Source organism: Streptomyces sp. NPDC047880 (assembly GCF_040706515.1).
Classification (GTDB): domain Bacteria; phylum Actinomycetota; class Actinomycetes; order Streptomycetales; family Streptomycetaceae; genus Streptomyces.
The window spans coordinates 94174-118386 of the sequence record NZ_JBEZOK010000007.1 but is presented as its reverse complement, the minus strand read 5'-3'; the positions used below and the strand labels follow the sequence as shown (position 1 = coordinate 118386).

Genomic DNA, 24213 nt, shown 5'->3' with positions numbered 1-24213 from the left:
TCACAACAGCAGGAGCGGTCCCAAAAAGCACAAAGGGCAAGGAGATCTCTCCTTGCCTCTCCCAAGTTATAGCGCACAGGGGGGCTTGCGGCAAGGCCCCGGTCCTGCCACACAATCGTCGGCCGAAGCCACAACCTGCGGAAACGGGGACACGAGGTGCGTGTGTCGGACATGGGGACGTGCTCGTCCAGGAAGTCGACAGAACCGGAGGTATCGCGATGACCGAGCGGTACGTGCTGGACCTCCATGAGGTCGACCAGACGCAGCTCGCGGTAGTCGGCGGCAAGGGCGCCCATCTGGGCGCCCTCACGCGGATCGACGGCATCGGCGTGCCGGGAGGCTTCTGCGTGACGACAGAGGCCTTCCGGCGGATCATGAAGGAATCGCCGTCGATCGAGGGTCTGCTGGATCAGCTGGCGCGCTCGGACCCCGACGACCGGGAGTCGGCTCGCACGTTCGCCGAGCGGCTTCGCCGGACCATCGAGGCGATCGCCATCCCCGACGACCTGGCCGCGGCGATCACCGGGGCGCACTCCCGGCTGGGCGAACAAGCCGCCTGCGCCGTCCGGTCCAGCGCCACGGCGGAGGACCTGCCGACCGCCTCCTTCGCCGGCCAGCAGGACACCTACCTCAACGTCGTCGGCCCGGCGGCGATCCTCAGGCATGTCAGCCGGTGCTGGGCCTCGCTCTTCACCGAGCGGGCGGTGACCTACCGTCAGCGCAACGACATCGACCACCGTACGGTCGACATGGCCGTGGTCGTGCAGAAGATGGTCTTCCCGCACGCGGCCGGCGTCCTGTTCACGGCCGACCCGGTCACGGGCAACCGCAAGGTCGCCACCGTCGACGCGGGCTTCGGCCTCGGCGAGGCCCTGGTCTCCGGCCTGGTGAACCCGGATGTCTACAAGGTGCGCCACGGCGAGGTCGTCGAGAGGACGATCGCCGCCAAGCGGCGCGCCGTTCACGCCCTGCCGGACGGCGGCACGCAGCAGGTGGCCGTGGAAGCGCGGCAGCAGCGGCAACCCGCGCTCACGGATGCGCAGGTCGTGCAGCTCGTGCGGCTCGGGCGGCGGATCGAAGAACACTTCGGCCGTCCGCAGGACATCGAATGGTGCCTCGGCGACGACGGGTTCCAGGTCGTGCAGAGCCGGCCGATCACGACGCTCTACCCCGTCCCCGAGACCGACGACGAGGACAACCACGTCTACGTCTCCGTCGGCCATCAGCAGATGATGACCGACCCCATGAAGCCCCTGGGACTCTCCGTCTGGAAGCTGACGGCCATGGCGCCGATGACCGACGCCGGCGGAAGGCTGTTCGTCGACGCCACCCGGGCCCTGTCCTCGCCGGCGAGCCGTACCGGACTCCTGGACCTCGTGGGCAGAGGTGATCCCCTGACCCGGGACGCGCTGGAAACCGTCCTCGCGCGCGACGGCTTCGTCCCCTCGCTCCCGGACCCGGCTCCCGCCGGAGCGCGGGCCGGTGGTGCGCCCACCCCCATCGAGACCGATCCGGCCATCGTCACCGGGCTGATCGAGCGCAGCCGGACGTCCCTCGCCGCCCTGCGGCGCGACATCGCGACGAAGACCGGTCCGGACCTGTTCGACTTCCTGTGGGAGGCCTTCGAGGAGCACAAGAAGGTGCTCAGCGATCCGCTGAGCATCCAGGCGATCATGGCGGGCATGGAGGCCACCTGGTGGCTCAACGACAAGCTGCAGGAATGGCTGGGGGAGAAGAACGCGGCTGACACCCTCACGTTGTCCGCGCCCGACAACGTCACGTCCGAGATGGGACTGGCGCTGCTCGACGTCGCGGACGTGATCCGCCCCCATCCGGAGGTCGTGGCGTTCCTGCAGAACGCCGCCGCCGATGACGGTTTCCTCGACGAGCTGCCGAAGCTGGCGGGCGGCACCGAAGCGCGCGACGCCATCGAGATCTACCTCGACCGCTACGGCATGCGCTGCGCCGGGGAGATCGACATCACGAGGCCGCGGTGGAGCGAGCGTCCCGGCACGCTGGTGCCGGCCATCCTGGACAACGTCAGAAACTTTGAACCGGGCGCCGCCGCACGCCGGTTCGAGCAGGGCCGCCAGGAGGCACGGCAGAAGGAACACGACGTGCTGTCCCGCCTGCGGGCCCTGCCCGACGGGGAGACCAAGGCCGCCGAGACCAAGCGGATGATCGACCGGGTCCGCACCTTCATCGGCTACCGCGAGTACCCGAAGTACGGCATCATCAGCCGCTACTTCGTCTACAAGCGGGCCTTGCTGGAGGAGGCCGGCCGTCTCGTGCGGGCCGGAGTGCTCGCCGAGAAGGAGGACATCTTCTACCTGACGTTCCATGAACTCCAGGACGTCGTCCGCTCGCACCACGTGGACGACGGGCTCATCCGTCGGCGTAAGGACGAGTTCCTGACGTACCACGCGCTCACACCGCCCCGGGTGCTCACGTCCGAGGGCGAAACCGTCAACGGGGCGTACCGGCGTGCAGACGTGCCGCACGGTGCCCTGGTGGGTCTGCCGGTGTCGAGCGGGACGATCGAGGGCCGGGCCCGCGTCATCCTCGACATGGCGCACGCCGATCTGGAGGCGGGCGACATCCTGGTCACGGCCTACACGGACCCCAGTTGGTCACCCTTGTTCGTCGGCATCGCGGGTCTGGTCACGGAGGTGGGTGGCCTGATGACCCATGGTGCGGTGGTCGCACGCGAGTACGGCCTGCCGGCTGTCGTGGGGGTCGACCGGGCCACCCGCCTCATCCGGGACGGGCAGCGGATCCGGGTGCACGGCAGCGACGGGTACGTCGAGATCCTTTCCTGACAGCACCACCACCCAACGGGAAGGCACATCCGTAGCTGCCGGTCGGCGGCTGCCGGGAGTCGGTTCCCTTTCACGAACTCCGGCTACCCGTCCGCTGCCGACCAGCATTCCCGCTTGCCCCTCCTCGGAGAGCCGGGCCAGCTGGTGCAGGAGATCCGTCTCCTCGGTAGTGAACCAGCGCTCGGCCACCGCCGTCAGCTCAGCACCGCATGCCGCAGGCGCAGGACGCGGATCTGCACGGCCAGGGCTTCGGCGTGCGTCGCGGCGACCTCGGGAAGCGAGAGCTCCCTGCCCACGACCCTGCGGATCGTGGGCAGGTCCACCCCCAGGGCCCGCAGGGTCCCCACGAGGTGCAAGCGCGGGACGGCGTCATGGCCGTAAAGGCGGTAGCCGGCCGGGCTGCGGTCCGTAGGCGCCACGATCCCGCGATCGGAGGTGAATCAGGCGATCAGGGCCTGCTCCGTGGTGGGGTGGCAGGAGATGAGTGTGTCGACGCCGACCAGTTGCAGGACGCGGAGGACCGACTCCTGAGCGCCGGCGATGCGCACCCACCCGTCCGCGTCGCTCACCTGCTGGTGGGCGGCGACGAAGACGTTGATGCCGCTGGAGTCCATGAAGGTGACACCGCTGAGGTCGGCCACTATCCGCGGCGGGACCGCCTCGTCCTCGACCCGCAGGGCCTCGCTGAGCACGTCCCGGACGTCATGGTCGATCTCGCCCCGCAACGTCACGACACGGATACCTCCGGCGATGCGGTGTTCGGCGTGCAGCCGGCCCGGCCGGTCTGCTTCCTCAAGTGGGGACACCGTCTCCTCATCTGTGCTTAGGCTTACCCGATCACAATGCGCGCGACTGATTCTGCCCCACGGACCCGGCCACATGCACCCGTGCGGGTGTGCCGAACAACACCTCCGTGCATGCGGGGCGGCGAAACGGGTACCGGCGCGCGTGAACGGGGAGTGAGGGCGAGGCCAGTGAAATCTGATGCCGACGGTGACGGCTGTACAACGCCGGACGACCATCTCATGCGTGTCGGGTACGCCCTGGGCGAAGACGCGAGCTGCATTGCGGACGCCCGCCACCACGCCGTCGCCTTCCTCGACCGGGCGAGTGACGAGCAGCACCTTCCCGTCTCCGCCCGGGCGAGGGAACTCACGCAGCTGGTGGTCAGCGAGCTGGTCACCAACACCCGCAAGTACGCTCCCGGGCCCGTCCTGCTGGAACTGCGGGTCACCGCCCGCACCGTGGAGATCTCCGTGTGGGACAGCGACCCGACGGTCCCCGCACCCCGGGACGCCGACCCGAGCAGGATCGGCCAGCACGGCTTGGAGATCGTGAAGGCCGTGGTCGAGGACTTCGTGGTGCAGCGGGAGCCGGTGGGCAAACGCATCACCGCCAGCATCTCCCTGACCGACGGCCCCGGCGCGTCCCGCGGGGCGTGATCCCGGCCCACCGGACTGTCCACCGGGCCGCAGCCTTGGACCACGGGCGTAACGGCTTCCGGCGGGTCACGCCCCGGCGGTAACGGCTGCCGCACAGCAGGTCCTGCCGCCGTACCCCGGGATCAGTACCGCCGCCACCGCCAGATGCATGAGGGCGAGGGATGCCCGGGTGCCGCCGTCCATGCCGTCGCCGGTGAACGGCAGGAAGGACAGGGCCAGTACGGCGCAGGCCACCGCGGTCCAGATGGGGCGGGCGTGCCGGACCCCGAACCGCTCCAGGGCTGCCAGCAGGCCCCAGCCGGAGAGGGACACGAGCAGTGCGACGACCGCTACGGGGCCGGCGCCGATGTCGAGCGTCCGCGCGCCGTCGACGATCCGTAACGGGTGCCCCAGCAGCGGGTCCGCGACCAGCCACACCAGGACAGGGACCAGGACTCCCAGGGCCGCAACCCCAAGGCGTCTCTTCCGTACGCTCACGCGGCACCTGCCGAGAGCGCCCCGTGCAGGAAGACGTCCGCCAGCTCCAGGGGGGTCAGATCGGGTTCGTCGTCGGTACGTGGCTGGGTGAACAGCAGCCCGAAGAACAGGGCCGCGATCTGCTCCGGCGGCCTGCGCAGCGCGGCCTTGTCGGGCTCCAGCAGCTCGACGAGAGCCGCGCGGATACGGGCCGTCGACTCCTCGCGGCCCGCGCCGCGCACGGTGCCGGGGTGCTTGCCTCCGCGATGCCCCAGTGAGCCGAGGATCGCTCCCATCCTGGACATGTGGGCCTGCAGTGCCTCGGCTGCCTCTGCGAGCCGTTCGGGCAGCGGCTGGGACGGGTCGATCGCGTCGAGTTCCCGGACCGCGTGGTCGGGGGAGAGCGCCTCGGCCACGCATGCCTGCAGCAACTCGTCCTTGTCGGCGAAGACCCGGAAGATCGTTCCCTCGCCGATGCCCGCGGCGCGGGCGATCTTCGCGGTCGTCACGGCCGCGCCGTACTCGGCGATCAGCGGGATGGCGGTCTGGATGATCATTTCGCGGCGCTGTTCCGGCGACATCCCGGGAGCGCGGCGGCGAGTGGTCTGGTTCTCCTTGGGGGCTGTCATGACTCCGAGACTACGGAGTGAGTACTCACTCCGTCAATGAGTGAGTACTCACTCGCCCGTCCGTCCCGCGCCACTGCCGCAACGCGTCCGTCCAGACGCCGGAATGCCGAACCACCTCGCCGACGGTGGGGGCGTGCCGGAGTGTTCACGAGCCTGCTCTACCCTCGTGTGCGTGGCCGGCTGGCGCTATTCGGCCTCCGCGGGGATCGGCAGAGTCAGTTGCGCCGAGAGACCACCGGAGCAGGACTCGGACACGGGCGTTGACGCGCCTTGCAGGAGGACCGTTGCACCAGGATGAGCGGGCGGACCGGCCCGGAAGCCACGGAGAGCACCAGATGCAGCGCGAGTTGGGCACCACCGGCCGCGCTGATCGCTTCTACGACGAGCAGGTGCTGGACCGGCTCAACCCCAGAATGAGGGAGTTCGTCGCCCGTCAGGAGATGTTCTTTCTCGCCACGTCGGACGCGCAGGGCCAGTGCGACAGCACGTTCCGGGCCGGTCCGCCCGGCTTTCTCCACGTCCTCGACGACGCGACCCTCGCATACCCCGAGTACCGGGGGAACGGCGTCATGGCCTCCCTCGGCAACATCCGGGAGAATCCGAACGTCGGCCTGCTGATGATCGACTTCTCCGAGGACCGTATCGGCCTGCACGTCAACGGCCGTGCCCGCCTGGTCCCCGACGACACGATGCGCCGCAGCCATCCCGGCCTGCCCGTCGATCCGCTGCCCGGGCGCCGCCCCCAGATGTGGGTCGAAGTCGAGGTCGAAGAGGCTTACATCCACTGCTCGAAGCACATACCGAGGCTGCTCAAGGCACCGTTGCGGCCGCACGCCGACGAAGACGGCACCACCGCCGCGGTCGTGGAGCAGGCCTGGGGCACGGACGACGTCAAGCGCAAGGGCGGCGATTACTTCAAGGCCGCGGAAGCGAAGCGCAACCAGACGGTGCGGTGATGCACGCGCCGATCGGGCTCCGCCGACACCCCGCCATCCGACAGGGTTAAAGGAGTGGGATAAATTCTGGGCTAAGGTCCGCAGGGACCCGGGAAGCGCTGAAGGAGATCGACGTGGCCTCCGAGGAAGAGCTGTTCGCGTCCGTGGACGCGCTGCTGGAGGAGGAGCCGCAGCTCCCCCCACCCGCGGAGCGGGCCCGGTTGCGGGAGGCCGCCGGCATCACCCAGGCGCGTCTCGCGCTCGCGCTGAAGACTTCCACGCAGACGGTGAAGAACTACGAGAACGGCAGGTCGGAGCCGAAGTCGCCACGCCTGGAGGCGTACCAGCGGCTGCTGAAGGGCTGGGCGGCGCGGTACCCCGCCCACGGCGCAGCCGTTCACGGCAGCCTGGCTCACGATGCGCCCGTGCACGGCGCGCCCGTCCAGGCCGGCCCCGCTCACAGCGCCCCCACCCCAACACCGTCGACGCCGGTCCCGGTTCCGACGCCTGCCCATGCCTCGGCCCCTGTCCCCGCCGAAACCTCCGCCGACGCCCACCAGGAGCCTCCTCCGCAGGTGGCCGCGCAGTCCACCAAGCCCCCGGCGGCCCGGACGGCCCTCGCATCGCCGCAAGAGCCGACCGCATCCGCACGCCCGGCCCGTCGCCCGGTGACCTCATCGCGACGGCCCGGCGCGAAGACGACCGCAGCGCCCGCCGCGGACCCGCGTTACCCCCACGGACCGCTGGCCGTGCTGGACGGCGACGGCTCGGCGTACGGCGTCGACGGCATCGTTCTCGACTGCCCCGCCACCTCCGTGCCGCAGCTGGCGGAGTGGACGCTGCGCGAGTCCGGCCTCGGTGCGCCGCGCCTGCACCGCAACGGCAAGGACGCCGACCCGCTGGTGGTGTTGACTCCGGCTGCCGCGGTGCGGCTGGGACTGCCCGAGCGCTTGGAAGGGCACGAGCAGCGTCGTTCGTTGCGCCTGCCCGGTGATCACCCGGTCGTCGTGCAGGTGCTGAAGGCGGGGTGGCAGCTGACACAGCGTGGCTTCGGTCCCTGGGCCCGGATCTACCGCAAGGCTCGGGAAGGCCGGCGGCAGTGCGTGCAGTTGGCGGTCCTGTCGTGGGACGCCCTGGACGAGCGGTCCTGGCCTGGTGTGGCGGAGATGCAACCTGCCGACATCGCCCGGGTGCTCGGCGTCTACGCCCGGCGCGTCATCACCCCCCGCGGCAGTACGGCCGTGTCGGGCCTGGAGTTGATGACGGCGCTGCGTCCGCCCACCCGCGCGGTCCGGGACGAGACCACGGGCAACTGGGTGCCCGGTCACAACCCCGGTTCGCTCGGGACGGAACCGGTGGACCCGGCGCCGCCCGAGGCCACCCCGGAGCATCCCGTGGTCGTCGACTCCGGCTGGAGCGGGGGCTTCCTCGACGAGGAGGCCTACCAGTGGGTGCGCGAGGTGGACCTGCTGAGCGACGAGGAGTGCCATCTGCCCTACGCGGTCGGTCTGGACCTGAACACCGCGTTCCTCGCGGCGGCCGCCCGGCTCACGGTCGGACTGTCGGGCCCGGACCATTTCGTCGGCCCCCGGTTCAATCCGAAGATCCCCGGCTCCTGGCTCGTCGATCTGAGCCACGTGGAACTGGACCCGCGCCTGCCCAGCCCCTTCACGCCGACCGGTGTACGGCCGTCCGGCCCCGCCTGGTACCAGACCCACACGGTCGCCTACGCCCAGGAACTGGGCTACAACGTGCAGCCGCTGGAGGCCTACCTGCGCCGTGACACGGGCGCGTACCTGGACCCGTGGCACGACCGGCTCAAGAGCGCCTACCTCGACACCCTCGCCGACCTCGGCGTCACCCGCGAACTGGACGACCGTCAGTTCCTCGTGGCGATGGAGCGGCACAAGGACGCCGACCCCGCCCTGGCCGCCGTCCTCGCCGCGATCAAGGCCACGGTCAAGGGCGGTATCGGCAAGCTCCGTGAGCGCCCCCAGGGACGCCACTACAAGCAGGGGGAACGCTGGCCGGCTCTGGAACGGCCCACCTGGCGCCCGGACATCCGCGCGGCCGTCATCTCCAAGGCGCGGGTCAACATGCACCGCAAGCTGCTGAACATGGCCAAGCTGACGGGCCGGTACCCGCTCGCGGTGCTGTCGGACTGCGTCGTCTACCCGAGCCCCGGCCCCTCGCCGCTGGACTTCCTCCCCTACGCGGCCTCCGGCAAGGCGCAGCCCGGCGGCTTCCGCCTCGGTCCCTCGCCGGGCCTGGCGAAGCCCGAAGGCGTCCAGGAGATGCTCTGGGCGGTCGACCTGATGGAGAAGGGCCTGAACCCCGCCCGCCACGTCAAGGGCGGCGACGCCGTCCTGGACGAAGGCGAGTAGGGCCGACCTGCGAGAGGAACGCACGCCGTGGGAGAAATCGACGACGCCATCGAGCGCGCCGACCAGGAGGCCTTCACCCGCACTCCACCGAAGACCCTCAAGGGCCGGATCAACTTCCTGCTGAGGCAGCTGAAGACGACCCGGGCCGTCGCAGCCGAGCTGAGGGTGAGCCAGCGATCGGTGGAGCGCTACCGCACCGGTGAGCGCAAGCGCCCGCCGGAGGACATCCAGCAGCGGATCGAGGCCGCCGTCCGGTCCCGGTGGCAGCCCCAGGTCCGCAGACGCCGACGCAAGGAGGCCGCCTCCAGGGGCGGGATCACGGTGGAGACGCGAGCACGCTTCGGCTACACGGCGCCGATCGGCACCACCGACGACGGCCGCTTCCGCCGCCTCACCGTGCACCTCTCCCCGGCGTACGCGCAGCAGTTGTTCGACGCCCGTGAAGCAGGAGCCGACGACCGGCAACTGCGTCAGATCATCGCCGACGGATTCAGGGAGACCTATTTCCAGGACGGCGGAACCCGCGCGCCCGGCCTCTCGGACGTCGCCATCAACGACATCGACTACATCGACCTCGACTACTGAAGCCGGCCGGCCCAGCCGTGGAGCGTGAGTGACCGTGCCGGTCCCCACCCGTCTGTGCAGGGGGTGTGAGCTAGCGGCGGGTGAGGCGGGTGAGGGTGATCCCGTTGGGGAACGCGGTGCGCTCCGCGACATCGAGGACGGTGGGGTCGAAATCGCCCTCGACGACCGGGATTCCGCTCCCGGCGACGACCGGATAGGTCTTGATCAGCAGCTCGTCGATCTCAGGCAGCAGGGTGCCCGCGAGCCGGCCTCCTCCGCACAGCCAGATGTCCTGGCCCGCACCGCTCTCACCCTTCAGCTCGCGGACGAGGCCGAGCGGGTCGCCCGCCACGACGGTGACGGCCGGGGCGGTGTCCGGCTTGAGAGTGCTCGACACGACGTACTGGCGCAGGTGCGCATAGGGGCTGGTGATCCCGTTGTCGAGGGAGAGTCGGTACGTGCCTAGGCCCATGACCACCGTGTCGAAGCGCCGGTTGGGAGCCTGAGCCAAGCCCACGGCCGCGCGGTAGGCAGTCGGGACGGTCTCCGGGTACAGCGCGTTCACCCAGGTCGAATAGGCGGCGGCCTGCTGGTCGTCGCCCTGCGGGAAGAAGTCGAACTCGCCGCCGGGGCCCGCGATGCGGCCGTCGAGCGTGACACCGATGTAGTAGACGAGCTTTCGCACGGTGATCTCCCCTGGTAGCGCTACATGTAGTACTCTGATTGAAGTGGTTTGAACGTAGTACTACACATGGAGTGGTGTCAATGGTGAGGCGGAACGACCAGCGGCGCGCGGCTCTCGTCGACGCGGCGATCGAGGTGCTGGCCCGAGAGGGTGCGCGCGGCCTGACCTTCCGGGCCGTGGATGCCGAAGCCGCCGTCCCCGTCGGTACGGCGTCCAACTACTTCGCCAGTCGCAACGACCTGTTCACCCAGGCCGGCGCCCGGGTCTACGAGCGGCTCCAGCCCGACGAGGAGACGATCGCCCGGCAGCGGGAGGCCGGTCGTGACCGGGAGACCTACGTAGGACTGATGCGCGAGCTGGTCGGCCGCATCGCCGCCTTCCGCACCGGTTACCTGGCGCTGCTGGAACTGCGTCTCGAGGCCACTCGTCGCCCCGAACTGCGCAAGGTCCTCACCGAACGGGTCCGGGCCGACGTCGACGCCAACGTCGCCTATCACGAGGCCTCCGGCCTCCCCGGCGACGCCACGGCCGTCAAGCTGCTGATGCTGACGCTGAACTGGCTGATCGTCGAGCAGCTCACCCTGCCGGACGTCTTCACGGAGGCGGAGCGTGAGGCGCTGGTGACGGCCGCCGTGGAGCGCATCGTGGCGACCGGGTAGGTGGCGCGTCCGCGGCGCGGCGGCAGGTCGCCACTTCCGAGGGTCCGGGTGCGCTCCGTCGGCCCGGGCGGTTCGCGGTGGTCCTACAGCATCTGGCGGCCGGCCGCGGACCCGCCGGGGTCGTCGGCGAGCATGACATCGGCGGTGACGCGCTTTCCGACCGGCTCACGGTGGATGGCGAAGCCGACGCAGACCGCTGCCACGATCTCGAGGCCGTGCTGCCCGATCCGCCCGGGATCGGGGGCAAGGATCGTCGGCAGCTCGGTACCGCTGTCCCACACGCTGATCCGCACGGCCCCGCCCACCATGTCCAGGGTCAGCAGGCAGGGGCCGGGAGCGTACTTGCGGGCATTGGTGACCAGCTCGCTGACGACGAGCTGCACCATGCCCATGGCCCGGCCGGACACCGGCAGTCCGTGCTCGGACTGCACCCGGGTCAAGAAGGTCCGGGCGAGGTCCCGGGCCTCGGCGATCCCGGTGTCGTCGTCGAACGCGGCGGAGGCGGGAGCGACGCCGGTGGACACCGGATGGCGGCCGTTGCCTTCCGCTTCCTGGTCCGTGGAGTCCGCCGGGTTCTTCGAGTATTCGTACGACACGGGCCACGCATACCCGCGAAGTGTCAGCTCATGCCGCTGACCGGCCGACGACGGAGATCCTCTCCGGGGACGTCACCTCGACGCCGACGTTTGATCGGCATCAGATCACCTCGTCCAGCTCGGCCTGCATCCGCGAGGCCTCCACGTCGCGCGCGACGGCCTGGGCGAGCAGCATCCGCAGGACGAGCACGATGAGCGCGACCCCCAGGATGGCCAGGCCGATCCCGCCCATGATGACCGTGACGCCCGGGTCGGCCCGCTGGCCCGGCGCGTTGAGAATCGTGACCGCGAACCAGACGAGGGCCGCCAGCACGATCGCGCCGATCACGACGTCCACGTACCGGAAGGCGGCGCGGGAGAACACCGTCCTGCGCCGCACCATCGTCACCAGGCGCCATACGCAGACCAGGGCGGCCTGGGCCGACGCCAGGCCCAGGATCGTGATCACACGCAGCGGGGTCAGCGGGAGCGACCCGTCCTCCGGGTCGTTCCCGCTGACCAGCGCCCACACCATCGACGCCTGTACGAGCACGGTGCCGACGAGCAACACCACGAGCACGGCGCGCAGCGCGCACAGTGTCAGCTTCCCCATGGCCCATCCCTCAATCGACTTACGATGGGAAACTATCGAATGTCGATAGGTTGCGCAAGGTGGGCGATGGGGCGGCGGGCGTTGCTAGAAGGTGAGGTTCCAGGCGTCGATCCGCCCGGTGTCCTGCGTCGCGATGTCGCGGACGCGGAGCTTCCACGTCCCGGACGCGGTCTCGGACGAGGCGTCGACCGTGTACGTCTTCACCACGTCGTCCGCACTGTCGCCGTCGGCGAAGTCCTCCAGGGGATAGACCGATCCGTCGGGGGCGACGAGCGACAGCACCAGGTCGCCGCGGTAGGTGTGCTTGACGTCCACACCGGCCTTCAACGCCGCCGGGGCGTTGCCCGCCACGCCGGTCACGGAGATCTGTGACTCCACCGTGGCGTTGTCGGCGACGGTGACGTCGGTGGTGTTCTCGAAGTACCGCCCGGGCTGCGGCGGGGTGCCACCGATGGCCTTCAGCGCGTCGACCTGGCCCTCCCCGAAGAAGGCGTTCTTCGCGGTGGTGCCGGTGCAGCGGCTGTCGGACGGGCAGGCGATGTCCGTGGCCTGGGTGCCCAGCCGCGCGCGGAGTTCAGCGGGGGTGGCGGCAGGATCGGCACTCTTCAGCAGCGCGGCGACGCCGGCCACATGCGGCGAGGCCATCGACGTACCGTTCATGTTCCCGTACTTGCCACCGGGGAGAGTGGAGTAGACGCCGTAGGCTCCGTCGCCGCCCGGGGCCGCCACATCGATGACGTCCCGGCCGAAGTTGGAGTACGACGCCTTGATGTTCCCGTTGCCCATCGCCGCGACGGTCACGACGCCCGGCAGCTCCGTCGGGATGTCGACACAGGCGTTGGTGATCGTGCGGTTGACAGGGGTGGAGTCGTTCGGGCTGGAGTTGTCGGTGCGCTTGTCCGACAGGTCGTAGTTGGAGTTGCCAGCGGCCGCGACCTGCAGCGAGCCCTTGCCCTCCGCGTACTCCTGCGCCCGGCGCACACCCTCGATGATGGCCGCCTGGTCCGGGTCGTCGGGGCAGTTGAACATCCACGGGTCGGTGTAATAGCTGTTGTTGGTGACGTCGAAGCCGTGGTCGCCGGCCCACATGAACCCGCAGATGGTGTTCTCGGCGAAGAACATGCTGCTGCTCGGTTCGGCGATGCGCACGGAGGCGATCTTCACTCCCGGCGCGACACCGACCACACCCTTGCCGTTCTTCGCGGCGGCGATCGTACCCGCCACATGTGTGCCGTGGCTGCCGACGTCACGCCAGGCGCCGGCGCGGGCGTCGGCCTTGCCGTAGGCGCAGGAGACGGAGTCGGCCGCGTCGAAGTTGGGCGCGATGTCCTGGTGCCGGTCATCCACGCCGGTGTCGAGAACGCCCACGGTGACGGACGCCGATCCGGTGCTGACGGCCCAGGCCTTGTCGGCGTTGATCCTGGTCATGTCCCACCGCGCGGTCTCGGTGAGCGTCGTGGCCGACTGCGGAGGAGCGCTCGGCAGGGTGGGGGAGTAGGCGTCCGCGGGGACGTCCGAGGTGCGGGTGGCCCCCACCTTCTGCACGCCTGCGACGGAGCGCATCGCGGTGGCGAACCCGGCCGACGCGGAGTGTGCGACCACCACGCCGATCGCGTCGTAGTGCGCGAACACCGAACCGCCGTTGGAAGCCACGGCGTTGCGTACGGCCGTGGTGTCGCCGGGGGCGGCGATGACGAGGTAAGAGCGGGTGCCGGCCGCCCATCCGGCGGCGCTCTCGGCGAGCGTGACGGAGCGCGCCGCGGCCGGCCCCGGCGGAAGGCCGGTGTCCACATCGGCCGCGCCGGCGGGCGTGGCGAGCGCGAGAGCCGCTCCGGCGGCGGCGAGGGAGAGCAGCGACCGTCTGAGACGGTGCTGGGATATGCGGGGGGTTGTCACAGCATCCTCCGAAGGCCCGGGGCAGTGGGTGGCGCCGGCCGGGCCGTGGGCTGAAATGGGTCGACGCAAGATTTCAGATGAGTGCATGACAAGGGAAGGGCCTGTGGCGCACAGATCGCCGTGAGCGCACAAGTAGGTGACTCGGCTCCGGATTCGCCCTTCGCGGCCGGATGGCATGGGGGAGTGGCGCGGATCACCGCACACGCGAGCCAGGCCGGGGAACAACCACCATTGGTTGCCCGTTGAACGAACCGTGGGTGCGGATGGGACAGTGTCCCCGGGCCTCACCATTCGCCCACAGGGACGATCGTTCGGCTGAAGCCCTGTGGAGCCTTTCGCCGAGAGGCGACCGCCATCCGCACCCACATCGAGACCGCCCCGACCGTGATCCCCCCCGTCCGGTCGGGGCTTTCCGTTCGAGCGGACCCGACCGGTGGGGCTCCCCCCCCACGGGGCCGTGCGGCGCGGCGGGCGCACCGGTCGGCGATCCCGGAGCAAGGACCGGCTGAGCATCTCCCTTCCACGCCCCTGCCGGGGTGGTTGGGCCTGATCCGCCAGAGCACCCGGCTCCGGAAAATCGCTCGGCAGCGAGTGGTGGCCCGCATAGGGTGCGCCAGTTGTCGAGTGGAAAGGCGGGTCGAGGCATGGCACCCCGAACGGTGACGCGAGACGATCTGGCGGAGGTGGCACGGGGCGCGCTGGGCGGCGGGCGGCGGCTCGAGACGGTCGAGCGGCTCGCGGGCGGCAGCAGGAAGGGCGTCTACCGCCTGACGATGGACGACGCCACGACCGTCATCGCCTACCTCTGGGCGGAATCGGAGAACTACTGGCCGACGGCCGAGGGCGACGACGACCTCACCAACCCCCTCTCGCCGGGGGTAGGTCTCGCCCTGTTCGAGGCCGCTCACGCGCGGCTGGACTCGCTGGGCCTGCGGGTCCCCGAGGTCCACCTGATCGACAGCGATCACACTCATTGTCCGGCCGACCTCGTGATCCTGGAGGACTTCCCCGGCGAGAACCTGCTGGACCTGCTCAACCGCGATCCGCGCGCTGCGGAACCGGCCATGGCGCGCCTCGCCGAAGCGTTGACGGCGATGGGACGACACCGGCATCCGTCCTTCGGGAAGGTGGGCCTGATCGATGGGGGCGGGGTGTCGCGTGGGACGTCGTGCGAGACGGCCGCCCTCGACTTCGGGCTGCACTGCCTGGCCGAGGCGGCTGCGCGCGACGCGAGGATCGCGAACGCCCGCGACCTGCTGGAGGAACGGCTCCTCGCACTCACCGCAGCGGTGCGGCCGCGTGCCGAGTACTCCGTCGTCCATGGTGAGCTGGGACTGGACCACGTACTGGTGGACCCTGCCGGTCATCCTGTTCTGATCGACATCGAGGACCTGATGTACTTCGACGTCGAGTGGGAGCACGTCTTCCTGCGGCTCCGTCACCCCGAAGGTGTACACCGACGGTTGGTGGTGCAGGGGCTCGACGAGGAGAGGCTCGCGCTCTATACGCTCGTCCAGCGACTGTCACTGACAGCAGGACCGCTCCGGCTGCTCGAGGGGGACTTCCCCGACCGGGCATCCATGCGCGCAATCGCCGAGCATCACCGCAACGAGGCGCTGGCGCTGGTCTCGGTGGTGCAGACGCCGTGAGGGCAGGGTGCTGCGGTTCGCGCCGAGCGTTGTGCAAGGTGCGGCTGAATGGGTACCTGCGTTCGGCGGCCCGTCGACGACGGGTCTCCGAGCGGCGTGAGTGTGTGGAGTGGGGAGATCGATGGGTTTGCGCGAGGTACGGGGAATCCGGGCCCTTCGAGGCTGTGCCCGGATTCTGGCGGGCCGCTACCGTCTGGATGCGCTGATCGGTTCCGGTGGTGCGGCTGACGTGTACCGCGGGTTCGACCTGCGGCTGCGCCGACCGGTCGCTGTGAAGGTGTTCCGCCCCGGCACCGGCTTCGACACCGAGGAGGCATTCCGCAGTGAGGCGGTGATCCTGGCCCGCCTGCAGCACCCGGGACTGGTGACCGCCTTCGACGCGGGACGTCATGACGGCGAAGCCTTCCTGGTCATGCAACTGATCGACGGTCGTACCCTGAAAGCCCGCATCGCCGAAGGCCCCTTGTCGTGGGAGGCTGCCGCCGGACTCGGCGCGGCACTGGCCGAGGCGCTGGCCCACGCCCATGAGGAGGGGATCGTCCATCGGGATGTCAAACCGTCCAACATCATCCTGGACGCCTCCGGACGGCCCCATCTGACGGACTTCGGCATCTCCCGGCTGCTGGGTGCGACCACCCACACCGCCGCCGACACCCTTACCGGCACGGCCGCCTACCTGTCCCCGGAGCAGGTGCTGGGCAGGCCCGTCGGCACGCCCGCCGACATCTACGCCCTCGGCTTGGTCCTCCTCGAAAGCGTCACCGGCCGACTCGAGTACGACGGCGGCCCCCTGGAGGCCGCCATCGCGCGCCTGCACCGCCGGCCCACCCTCCCGGACTCCCTGCCCGACGGCTTCGCCACTCTCCTGCGGGACATGACCAGCCTGGAGGAACAGCTTCGCCCCACGGCGTACGACTGCGCCCGGGCTCTGACGCGCCTGCCCGCGACGAGCCCGGCAAGCTCCGCCGACCCCGGCGCCCGGCCCGCGCTCAGCATCGTTCCTCGCGATCCCGCAACGGCCGGCACCGACAACACGCACCGGGCTGTGCCGTTCGCCGGGAAAGAGCCCGGCAGCCCGAGCGCCACGACGGGACGCCCGGAGGGGATCGCGCGGTCCGCCCCGACACGCGCCCGCGTCCGAACGCGCGGAGCAGCGGCCGCACTGGCCGCGGTTCTGGCCTCCGGCCTGGTGGCCGCCAACGGTTTCTCACACAAGGACGCGACGGACGAGGCGGCCCCGTCCGCCCCTGATGCGGTCGCCCCTTCCACACAGCGGGGCACCGCCGATCACAGCGACGACACGCCCTCTGCATCGACGACGCCACCTACGCGTTCCCGTTCCGCCTCAGACCAGCCGCTGAGCGATCCCGCCCCCATCCGGACCGCGCATTCCCCCTCTGACAGCTCAGAGCACAGCCCCCATCCCGCCTCTCAGGCCGATCTGGAGCGCACCGCTGTGAAGACGGCCACGAAGAACAAGGCAAAGACCCAGGCCCACCCGCCAGGTCACGCGCGAAAGAACCAGAAGGGCAAGAACGCGGCACCTTCCAAGTGAGTAGAGCGGCTTGGGCGAAGTCTTGTTCGTACGACAACCTGGCCAACGCGCATGCCATAGCGGGCGATCGGGGCAGGGCCGTCGAGTTGTACGAGCGTCTCCTGGCCGATTGCATTCGGGTGTTCGGCCCTGACGACCAGCACACCAGACTCGTCGCAGCCAGCTTGGTGGCAGCCCGGCGCCATTGACCATGAGAGCTTCAGGCGTCGGTACGTGTTCGGCTCAACGCCGAGGAACGTCGCCGGATCGGCGTCCTGTGTGGATGGTCGTCGACGACGAGCGCCGTGGCGGCGACGCTCACCGTTGCTCACTCACGATGCGTCGACGCCGCACAGCCGACCCGGGTACGGCGGTCGAAGGCCGCCCCTTCACCCCCCGCCCGGCTCACCGCCGCCGCCCTCACAATCCCGCGATCCGATTCCACCGCCTGCCGAACTCCACGCGCTCCTCCGAGTCGATGTCCCGTGCGACGGCGAGCCGGCTGCGCATCTCCTCGTCGGGGAAGATCAACGAGTTCTCCGCGAGGGCGGCGCTCTCCTCGTCCTTGGCGGAGGCCAGGACGTCCTGGGCGGCTGGGACCGGGCACACGTAGTTGACCCAGGCGGCCAGCTCGGCGGCGACTTCGGGATCGTAGTAGTAGTCGATGAGCCGCTCCGCATTCGCCCTGTGGCGGGCGAGGTTGGGAATCATCAGCGACTCCGCCCACAGCTCCGCGCCTTCCTCGGGGACGACGAACTCGATGTCCGGATCGTCGGCCTGGAGCTGGATCACGTCCCCCGAGTACGCCTGGCAGGCCAGGACGTCACCACTGGACAAGTCCTTGATGTAATCGTTGCCCGTGAAGCGCCGGATCTGTCCCCTCTTCACCTGCTTCTCCACCTGGTCACAGACGGTGTGGAAGTCGTCGGCCGTCCATCGGGTGATGTCGACGCCGTTGCCCTGCATCAGCAGTGCGAAGGCCTCGTCCAGACCGGACAGCAGCGTGACCCGGCCCTTCAGGTCGCTCGCCCACAGATCCGACACCTGCCGTATCTCCCGGCCGATCCGACGCCGGTTGTAGGCGATTCCGGTGATGCCGGACTGCCACGGCACCGTGTACTTGCGGCCGGGGTCGAACGCGGGCGACCGCAACTGCGGGTCGAGGTACCGGGTGACGTTCGGCTGCCGGTCCCGGCCCATCTCCTGCACCCAGCCCAGTCGCACGAACCGCGCGCACATCCAGTCACTGATCACGATCAGATCGCGGCCGGTGGACTGATGGTTCATCAGCGCCGGGCTGATCTTGCCGAAGAACTCGTCGTTGTCGTTGATCTCCTCGACGTACTCGACCTCGATCCCCGTGCGCTTCTCGAAGGCCTCCAGAGTGGGCCGCCGCGAAGGGCGTTCGTCGTCGGTGTCGATGTACAGCGGCCAGTTCGCCCAGTTCAGCCGCTGGTCGGTGGAGGACAGATCGGTGGCGGCGCGGTCGCCCGGACGTACATACGCGGCCGGCACACCACACCCGGCGAGTCCGCCGAGCACCGCGCCGGAACCCAGCGCTCGCAGCAGCGTACGGCGGGAGAGCGGAGGGATCGTCTTGAGGGGCATGGAGGCAGCATGCCGCGTCAGCCGCGGCCGGACAATTGACACCGCGTCGAGAGGCCGGGCAAGGCGACCGGACACCTTGTCGGTCCCCGGCCACACCATCGCCCGGCTTCCTTCTGCGCGGGGCCCGCCGCACTCGCACGCCGTGCCGTGGCAAAGACGGATCGGCCTCGCCGTCAGGTGGTGCATCTTCGTGGTGTGGTGCGCGAGCGGGTGTGACCGGCGGGACGCCGAATCACCGGGCCCGTCGACGACACGGCACCGCCCTCACCCCCCTGACAGGGACCGGGTGCGCGGGGATCAGCGACGTGAGAGCTTGGCGGCGGTCGCGCCGTCAGCATGACCAGGGATTCGCCCGGCGCAGCCGGGTACCCGGCGCCGGAACTCGGAGCATCCGATCTACGTGGCCGTGCCGGCCATGGCCGGCTGAAGCAGAGGAACGATAGCGATGAGCCAGCCCAATCCCCTCAAGAGGGCGGCAGACAAGGTCAGCGAAGCCATCCAGGGCGCGGGCGCGGGACCGGATGAGGGGGTTCCCGGCAAGCCGGCGCCACAGTCCCCGAGCGTCGCGGAACCGACGGAGCAGTGCGAGCCCCTGCCGCCGAAACCGGACCAGAGCGGGCCCGACACCATGTCGCCCACCGGGCAGGCGACCGGCGTGGCCCAGGCGCGAGTGGCCCAGTCGGGCGCCTACCTCACGGACGCCCAGGGCACCCGGCTGTACGACACCGACCACTCGCTGAAGGCAGGCCCGCGCGGGCCGGTGCTGTTGCAGGACCACCACCTGCGCGAGAAGGTGATGCACTTCGACCATGAGCGCATCCCGGAGCGGGTGGTGCACGCCCGCGGCGCGGCGGCGCACGGCGTCTTCAAGAGTTACGGCACGGCGTCCGCCGTGTCGAAGGCGGCGTTCCTGGCGGCGGGCGCGCAGACGCCGGTGTTCGTCCGCTTCTCCACGGTGCTGGGATCCCGGGGCTCCGCCGACACGGTGCGGGACACGCGCGGGTTCGCGACGAAGTTCTACACCGAGGAGGGCGTCTTCGACCTCGTCGGCAACAACATGCCGGTCTTCTTCATCCAGGACGCGATCAAGTTCCCGGACGTCATTCACGCCGGCAAGCCGCACCCGGACCGGGAGATCCCGCAGGCCCAGAGCGCGCACGACACCTTCTGGGACTTCGTCACCCTGCACACCGAGGCCACCCACCACACCCTGTGGAACATGTCCGACCGGGGCATCCCGCGTTCGTACCGCATGATGGAGGGCTTCGGCGTCCACACCTTCCGCCTGGTGGCGGCCGACGGCTCCACGACGCTGGTGAAGTTCCACTGGAAGCCGAAGCTCGGTGTGCACTCCCTGGTGTGGGAGGAGGCGCAGATCGCAGGCGGTGTCGACCCCGACTTCCACCGCCGCGACCTCGCCGACGCCATCGAGGCGGGTGCCTACCCGGAGTGGGAGCTCGGCATCCAGACCTTCCCCGACACCCCGGACCAGACCTTCGAGGGTATCGACCTGCTCGACGCGACGAATCTCGTTCCCGAGGAGCTGGCCCCCGTTCAGCCGATCGGGCTGCTGACCCTGAACCGCAACCCGTCGAACTACTTCGCCGAGACGGAGCAGGTGGCCTTCCACGTCGGTCACCTCGTGCCCGGCATCGACATCACCGACGACCCGCTGCTCGCCGGACGGCTGTTCTCCTATCTGGACACCCAGATCACACGCCTGGCCGGTCCGAACTTCTCGCAGATCCCCATCAACCGGCCGCACTCGCCGGTCAACGACATGCTGCGGGACGGCTACCACCAGGACGCCGTGCACCGGGGCGTCGCACCGTACCGGCCCAACTCCCTCGACGGCGGCTGCCCGTTCCTCGCCGGGGCGAACACCGGTGCGTACATCGAGACACCGGTACGGGTGCCGGAGGCGACGAAGGTCCGGGAGGCCCCCGAGTCGTTCTCCGACCACTTCAGCCAGCCGCGCCGGTTCTGGCTCAGCATGAGCGCGGTGGAGCGCGAGCACATCATCGGCGCCTACACCTTCGAGTTGGGCAAGTGCTACGAGCAGGCCGTCAAGGAGCGGGCACTGCAGGTGCTGGCCAACATCGACGCCGAGTTGTGCGCCGGTGTGGCCGAGGGGCTCGGCCTGCCGGCGCCCGAGCCGACGGTGCCCCCGGCCGATGTCGAACCGAGCCCCGCGTTGTCGCAGGTCGGGCAGTCCTGGCCCACCGACGGCCGCCTCATCGGCATCGTCACCGGCCCGGACGGGGACCTGGACGGTGTGCGCGCGGTGCGTGAGGCGGTTCTCGGCGCGGGAATGGTGCCGTTGGTCATCGCGCCCAACGGCGGCAAGTTGGGCACGGGTGACGACGCCGTGACCGTGCAGAGGACTTTCGCGACCGCGCGGTCCATCGAGTTCGACGCGCTGCTGCTGGCCGGCACACCCACGGCGGGCGGCGACGCCCACGGTTCCCGCGATGCCAAGGCCCTGCCCACCGGTCCGCGGGGGGCCGTCGATCCGAGGGTGAGCCTGCTGCTGTCGGAGGCGTTCCGCCACGGCAAGGCGATCGGTGCCTGGGCGGGCGGCGACGCCGCACTGGAAGCACTCGGCATCCCGGCGGATGCCCCAGGTGTGATCGTCGGCCGGGAAAGCACGCCCGTACTGGAGCGGATGCAGGAACTCATGGCCGAACACCGCGTATGGGATCGGTTCACGACGACCCCCTGAACGCCTCTCTGGCTTACCTCGCCCAGGTCAGGACTGGCCTGACCGCGGAGACGGAGGACACCGAGGACACCGAGGACACGGGAAGACGGGGGACACGGATACGGACACCACCGCCGTCACCCTGACGAGCCGACGTCAGGGGTGACGGCGGCTCGTCAGGGGTGACGGCGGCTCGTCGCACCAGGCGTATGGGGTGCGCCCGGACCGCGCGGACACGGGTACTTGCTCTGGCGGTCACTTCACGGCACGAGAGGGCCGCCCCCGGCGGCCGGGGTGCGCTGGGCGTCCCCTGCGCGGGAACGTCGATCGGCACGGCGCCGAAGACAGAGCGGCAGCGCGTACCAGCACAGCCCGAACCACAGCATCACCCCGGCGACCAGCATTTCGGCGAGCACACCGGGAACGACGAAACGGAGTATCAGCAGGAGCGTGCAGCCGATGGTCAGGGCGAGGAGGACCATGCCGCACATCATCAAGCGGGCGGCGATCTCCACCACGTCGTCCTTCATGCGCTGACCGGACAGAAAGCGGTGGATGGAGACCGGCGCTATGAGCGATCCGGTGGCCGCCGCACCGAGCACCACGGTGGCGACGTAGATGCCGCGGTCCAGGGCCTCCAGTTCCCTGAAAAGCGGTGTGAAGGCGACACTGAGCAGAAAACCGAAGAGAATCTGCACGCCAGTCTGAGTGACTCGTGTCTCCTGCAGTATCTCGTTCCAGCGTCTGTTGACCCGTTCATGCGGTGTCTCGGGCGCCTCCTTCTCCGGTTTCGCATGCGGGCCGTCGTGCCGCTGGCAGCAAGTGCTGTTCGGGCCTTCGGGCTCAACGGACTGCTCGGTCACGGCCATGTCATCCTCCCCATTTCAGAGACACCGTTTGCCCCGTCTGGCGGGGTTCCATGCAGGTGGAGTGGGGGAGAGGCGCTCCTTTCCGTGGCGCACGGACAACGGTACCCGGCAATCACCCGGCCTTACGAGAGGAGGAAGTCGACCATCTGATAGGGCACGAGGAAGAGACCGGCGGCGAAGAACGGCAGGCCCAGGGCGAGAGGTCCCGTCGCCTGCAGGGCGACGTGCCGGCCGGGCAGTGCCGGCCTGGCACGGCTCGGGCACTGGGGATCAAAGACGATCTCGATCCGCGAGGGGTCGCCACGGTAGTGCCTGGGGGAAAGGTACGGTTTGATCTCGTGCTTGTGGCCTTCCACATCGGCGTAGGTGAAGGTCCGCTTGGTCCCGAAACCGCGGGCGTAGGTGGCCATGACGGAGATGCCCCGGCGGTTCAGGACCAGCCAGTCGTACACCCACGTCACACCCGGTGTGAGGATGAGCGCCCCGAACGCCAGGGGCAGGACGCCGAGGCCCCACAGCATCGCCCGGGCCGGATCGCCCGCAACAAGCATCAGGGTCAGACCGCCGAGATGGACGAGGAGTACCGGCACCACGACCAGGAGGGCTCGCCTGCGCCTGGCCGGTGTTTCGGGCTTCGCCCCGGCAACCGCCCCGATCAACTCGACGAGTTCCCCGCCGTCCTGGGGCGGGGTCCCGGGGGTGCGCGGTGGCAGCGCTCCGTTGACGACTTCCGCGAAACAGGCCGCCGACTTCGCGCTGCCGCCGTCCAGCCGGTACACCGTGGCGGTGGTGTCAGGGCTCGCTGTCAGGACGACCTCGACGCACCGTGCCCGCTTCGTGGCGAGCCGGACCTCCTGGATTGCCATGAGCGGTATGCGTCGCCGAAGACCGCCCTGGGTCAGCTGGACCACATCACCGTCGAGCCAAACGCTCCCGTCCCGCCCGCGCACCGCAACGGAAGGCACGGAACTCCCGGCACCACCGCTCATGTCGCCCCCCGTCAACCTTGTGGCGCACTGTACCGGCGGTGAACACACTGGAGCGAGGAACTGTCGGGGAGCACCACGTCGGCCATGCCGGTTACTGTCTCCAGCACAAGCAGCGAACCAAGGTCGGCGCACTGGGGCTGCTACTCGGGTCTGGAACCGCCTCATTGCTTCGCCAGCCACGACAGCAGACGGCCACGAGACCAGCAGCGGCCGAGGGCCTCGGCATGCCGAGCCGCCCGGTCGAGAACAGCGATGCCGATGATGCTGTGGCCGGAAGCGCGGCGATCGCCAAGGGTCGGGATCGTCGGCGCGACTCCGACGCCCTCTGCTGACACCCACGCCACCGGTCGCCCGGCCGCCGCTTCCACGAGACGCTCAAGGAAGCGGCGACGGCTCTCGAGGGGGAAGTGGGACAGGGCCCACGTCGTGGTGATGACCGGCAACGCGTCTGCGGGCACACACGCGACGGCGTCGGGCAGAACCTCGACGGGGGCGCCACGCAGGGGCAGAGGAGGGACAGCCGCCGCCAACGCCAACTCCGCGTCGAGTGCCGCGGCACGCTCCGGCTGGTCAGGCCACACACAGGCACGCAGCCACCGGCTGTCGCCCGCGTCGGTCACGTCCACCGGATCGGCGTCGACGCTGACCCGGGCCACGACCTGCGGCATCACAAGCGTCGGGACGGGCCGGTCTCCCACGACCGACGACGTCATCTGCACGGGAGACGACGGGTCGCCCACGGATCGGCCGTCGCTGTACTCGATGCCGACGCGATCGACATGGAGATTGAGCCCGGCAGCGCGGCCGACGTCGATCAACCCGACCGCACGCGCCCCTGCCCGGCGCGCCGCCTCGGCAATGGCTGGATACAGCACGGTGTGGCGTCCGGTCTCGTCGGGTCGCATCGTGCGCCGCACGGCGATGGCCACGACATCGTCGGTCATGTGCAGCAGCGTGCCGATCGCCGCGTCGGCGGCGGCGTCACGATCCTCAGCGGCATAGGCCGCGGCAAGCGCAGGGGCACGTCCGGCCAGAGCGAGGTCGTGCAGCGCGGCGAGGATCATCGTGGGGTGCCGCTTACGCGCCGGCACCGCCTCGATGGCGCGCAGCACCTCCTCGCACTCACTCAGGGCGACGGCGACGCGCTCGTACAGCGGCGACGTCCCGGCTGCGTCCACCTGCCCGAAGCGCCGGTACACCTGAGCG

At 69.9% G+C, this 24213-nt stretch carries 21 protein-coding genes and 1 pseudogene; 10 read left to right on the top strand and 12 right to left on the bottom strand.

Going from position 1 to position 24213, the window contains the following annotated elements; all coding sequences use genetic code 11:
- The first annotated feature begins 218 nt into the window (after positions 1–218).
- Positions 219–2819 carry a rifamycin-inactivating phosphotransferase gene (rph, locus tag AB0937_RS13585; RefSeq protein WP_366711611.1) on the top strand — a complete coding sequence of 867 codons (2601 nt, stop codon included), beginning with the start codon at positions 219–221 and terminating at the stop codon, positions 2817–2819.
- Positions 2820–2939: 120 nt separating this feature from the next.
- On the opposite strand, the pseudogene AB0937_RS13580 reads toward rph, so the two are convergent.
- Both AB0937_RS13580 and AB0937_RS13575 read right to left on the bottom strand, forming a co-directional pair.
- Positions 2940–3259, bottom strand: a pseudogene (locus tag AB0937_RS13580) (MerR family transcriptional regulator); the annotation flags it as partial.
- Positions 3260–3625 carry an STAS domain-containing protein gene (locus AB0937_RS13575; protein ID WP_366711609.1) on the bottom strand — a complete coding sequence of 122 codons (366 nt, stop codon included), beginning with the start codon at positions 3623–3625 and terminating at the stop codon, positions 3260–3262.
- 219 nt (positions 3626–3844) lie between these two features.
- Here AB0937_RS13575 and AB0937_RS13570 point away from each other — a divergent pair, with 219 nt between their 5' ends.
- The gene (locus AB0937_RS13570; protein WP_366711608.1) at positions 3845–4261 is read left to right on the top strand and encodes an ATP-binding protein; all 417 of its coding nucleotides are present in this window, start codon (positions 3845–3847) and stop codon (positions 4259–4261) included.
- A 66-nt stretch (positions 4262–4327) separates the two neighbouring features.
- Here AB0937_RS13570 and AB0937_RS13565 read toward each other — a convergent pair whose 3' ends face one another.
- Together AB0937_RS13565 and AB0937_RS13560 are read right to left on the bottom strand one after the other, a co-directional pair.
- Entirely contained in the window at positions 4328–4738 is a 411-nt protein-coding gene (locus AB0937_RS13565; RefSeq protein WP_366711607.1) for a DUF6069 family protein, read from the bottom strand.
- On the bottom strand, positions 4735–5346 hold the full coding sequence (locus AB0937_RS13560) for a TetR/AcrR family transcriptional regulator (RefSeq protein WP_366711606.1): 612 nt from the start codon (positions 5344–5346) through the stop codon (positions 4735–4737). Before AB0937_RS13560 ends, AB0937_RS13565 begins: the two co-directional genes overlap by 4 nt.
- A 335-nt stretch (positions 5347–5681) precedes the next feature.
- Between AB0937_RS13560 and AB0937_RS13555 the strand changes: the two genes are divergently transcribed.
- From AB0937_RS13555 to AB0937_RS13545, 3 genes are all read left to right on the top strand, one after another.
- Entirely contained in the window at positions 5682–6302 is a 621-nt protein-coding gene (locus AB0937_RS13555) for a pyridoxamine 5'-phosphate oxidase family protein (RefSeq protein WP_366711605.1), read from the top strand.
- 113 nt (positions 6303–6415) lie between these two features.
- Positions 6416–8665 (top strand): helix-turn-helix domain-containing protein, encoded by a 2250-nt coding sequence (locus tag AB0937_RS13550; protein ID WP_366711603.1) that lies wholly within the window; start codon positions 6416–6418, stop codon positions 8663–8665.
- Positions 8666–8692: 27 nt separating this feature from the next.
- Positions 8693–9250, top strand: a complete 558-nt coding sequence (locus AB0937_RS13545) for an XRE family transcriptional regulator (RefSeq protein WP_366711602.1) — start codon at positions 8693–8695, stop codon at positions 9248–9250.
- Between the two features lie 70 nt (positions 9251–9320).
- On the opposite strand, the gene AB0937_RS13540 is transcribed toward AB0937_RS13545, so the two are convergent.
- A complete protein-coding gene (locus AB0937_RS13540; RefSeq protein ID WP_366711600.1) occupies positions 9321–9914 on the bottom strand; it encodes a dihydrofolate reductase family protein in 594 nt (197 codons plus the stop codon).
- Between the two features lie 80 nt (positions 9915–9994).
- Between AB0937_RS13540 and AB0937_RS13535 the strand changes: the two genes are divergently transcribed.
- Complete coding sequence (locus AB0937_RS13535; RefSeq protein ID WP_366711599.1) at positions 9995–10573, top strand: TetR family transcriptional regulator; 579 nt, start codon at positions 9995–9997, stop codon at positions 10571–10573.
- Positions 10574–10656: 83 nt separating this feature from the next.
- Here AB0937_RS13535 and AB0937_RS13530 read toward each other — a convergent pair whose 3' ends face one another.
- From AB0937_RS13530 to AB0937_RS13520, 3 genes are all read right to left on the bottom strand, one after another.
- The gene (locus AB0937_RS13530) at positions 10657–11097 is read right to left on the bottom strand and encodes an ATP-binding protein (RefSeq protein ID WP_366711861.1); all 441 of its coding nucleotides are present in this window, start codon (positions 11095–11097) and stop codon (positions 10657–10659) included.
- A 172-nt stretch (positions 11098–11269) separates the two neighbouring features.
- Entirely contained in the window at positions 11270–11761 is a 492-nt protein-coding gene (locus AB0937_RS13525; protein WP_366711598.1) for a DUF2975 domain-containing protein, read from the bottom strand.
- An 84-nt stretch (positions 11762–11845) separates the two neighbouring features.
- Positions 11846–13657 (bottom strand): S8 family serine peptidase, encoded by a 1812-nt coding sequence (locus AB0937_RS13520; RefSeq protein WP_366711597.1) that lies wholly within the window; start codon positions 13655–13657, stop codon positions 11846–11848.
- A gap of 644 nt (positions 13658–14301) precedes the next feature.
- Between AB0937_RS13520 and AB0937_RS13515 the strand changes: the two genes are divergently transcribed.
- The 3 genes from AB0937_RS13515 (at position 14302) to AB0937_RS13505 (ending at position 17049) form a co-directional block, all read left to right on the top strand.
- Positions 14302–15306 carry a phosphotransferase gene (locus AB0937_RS13515; RefSeq protein WP_366711595.1) on the top strand — a complete coding sequence of 335 codons (1005 nt, stop codon included), beginning with the start codon at positions 14302–14304 and terminating at the stop codon, positions 15304–15306.
- 121 nt (positions 15307–15427) lie between these two features.
- Complete coding sequence (locus AB0937_RS13510) at positions 15428–16861, top strand: protein kinase (protein ID WP_366711593.1); 1434 nt, start codon at positions 15428–15430, stop codon at positions 16859–16861.
- Positions 16858–17049, top strand: a complete 192-nt coding sequence (locus AB0937_RS13505) for a tetratricopeptide repeat protein (RefSeq protein ID WP_366711591.1) — start codon at positions 16858–16860, stop codon at positions 17047–17049. The genes AB0937_RS13510 and AB0937_RS13505 overlap by 4 nt, the downstream gene beginning before the upstream one ends.
- 211 nt (positions 17050–17260) lie before the next feature.
- Here AB0937_RS13505 and AB0937_RS13500 read toward each other — a convergent pair whose 3' ends face one another.
- On the bottom strand, positions 17261–18448 hold the full coding sequence (locus AB0937_RS13500) for a spermidine/putrescine ABC transporter substrate-binding protein (protein WP_366711589.1): 1188 nt from the start codon (positions 18446–18448) through the stop codon (positions 17261–17263).
- A 445-nt stretch (positions 18449–18893) separates the two neighbouring features.
- On the opposite strand from AB0937_RS13500, the gene AB0937_RS13495 reads away from it, so the two are divergent.
- Positions 18894–21170, top strand: a complete 2277-nt coding sequence (locus AB0937_RS13495; RefSeq protein WP_366711588.1) for a catalase — start codon at positions 18894–18896, stop codon at positions 21168–21170.
- Between the two features lie 239 nt (positions 21171–21409).
- On the opposite strand, the gene AB0937_RS13490 is transcribed toward AB0937_RS13495, so the two are convergent.
- From AB0937_RS13490 to AB0937_RS13480, 3 genes are all read right to left on the bottom strand, one after another.
- Positions 21410–22018 carry a DUF6328 family protein gene (locus AB0937_RS13490; RefSeq protein WP_366711586.1) on the bottom strand — a complete coding sequence of 203 codons (609 nt, stop codon included), beginning with the start codon at positions 22016–22018 and terminating at the stop codon, positions 21410–21412.
- A gap of 122 nt (positions 22019–22140) precedes the next feature.
- Complete coding sequence (locus AB0937_RS13485) at positions 22141–22884, bottom strand: hypothetical protein (RefSeq protein WP_366711585.1); 744 nt, start codon at positions 22882–22884, stop codon at positions 22141–22143.
- Between the two features lie 284 nt (positions 22885–23168).
- A complete protein-coding gene (locus tag AB0937_RS13480; protein ID WP_366711584.1) occupies positions 23169–24206 on the bottom strand; it encodes a DUF2332 domain-containing protein in 1038 nt (345 codons plus the stop codon).
- Between the last annotated feature and the right edge of the window lie 7 nt (positions 24207–24213).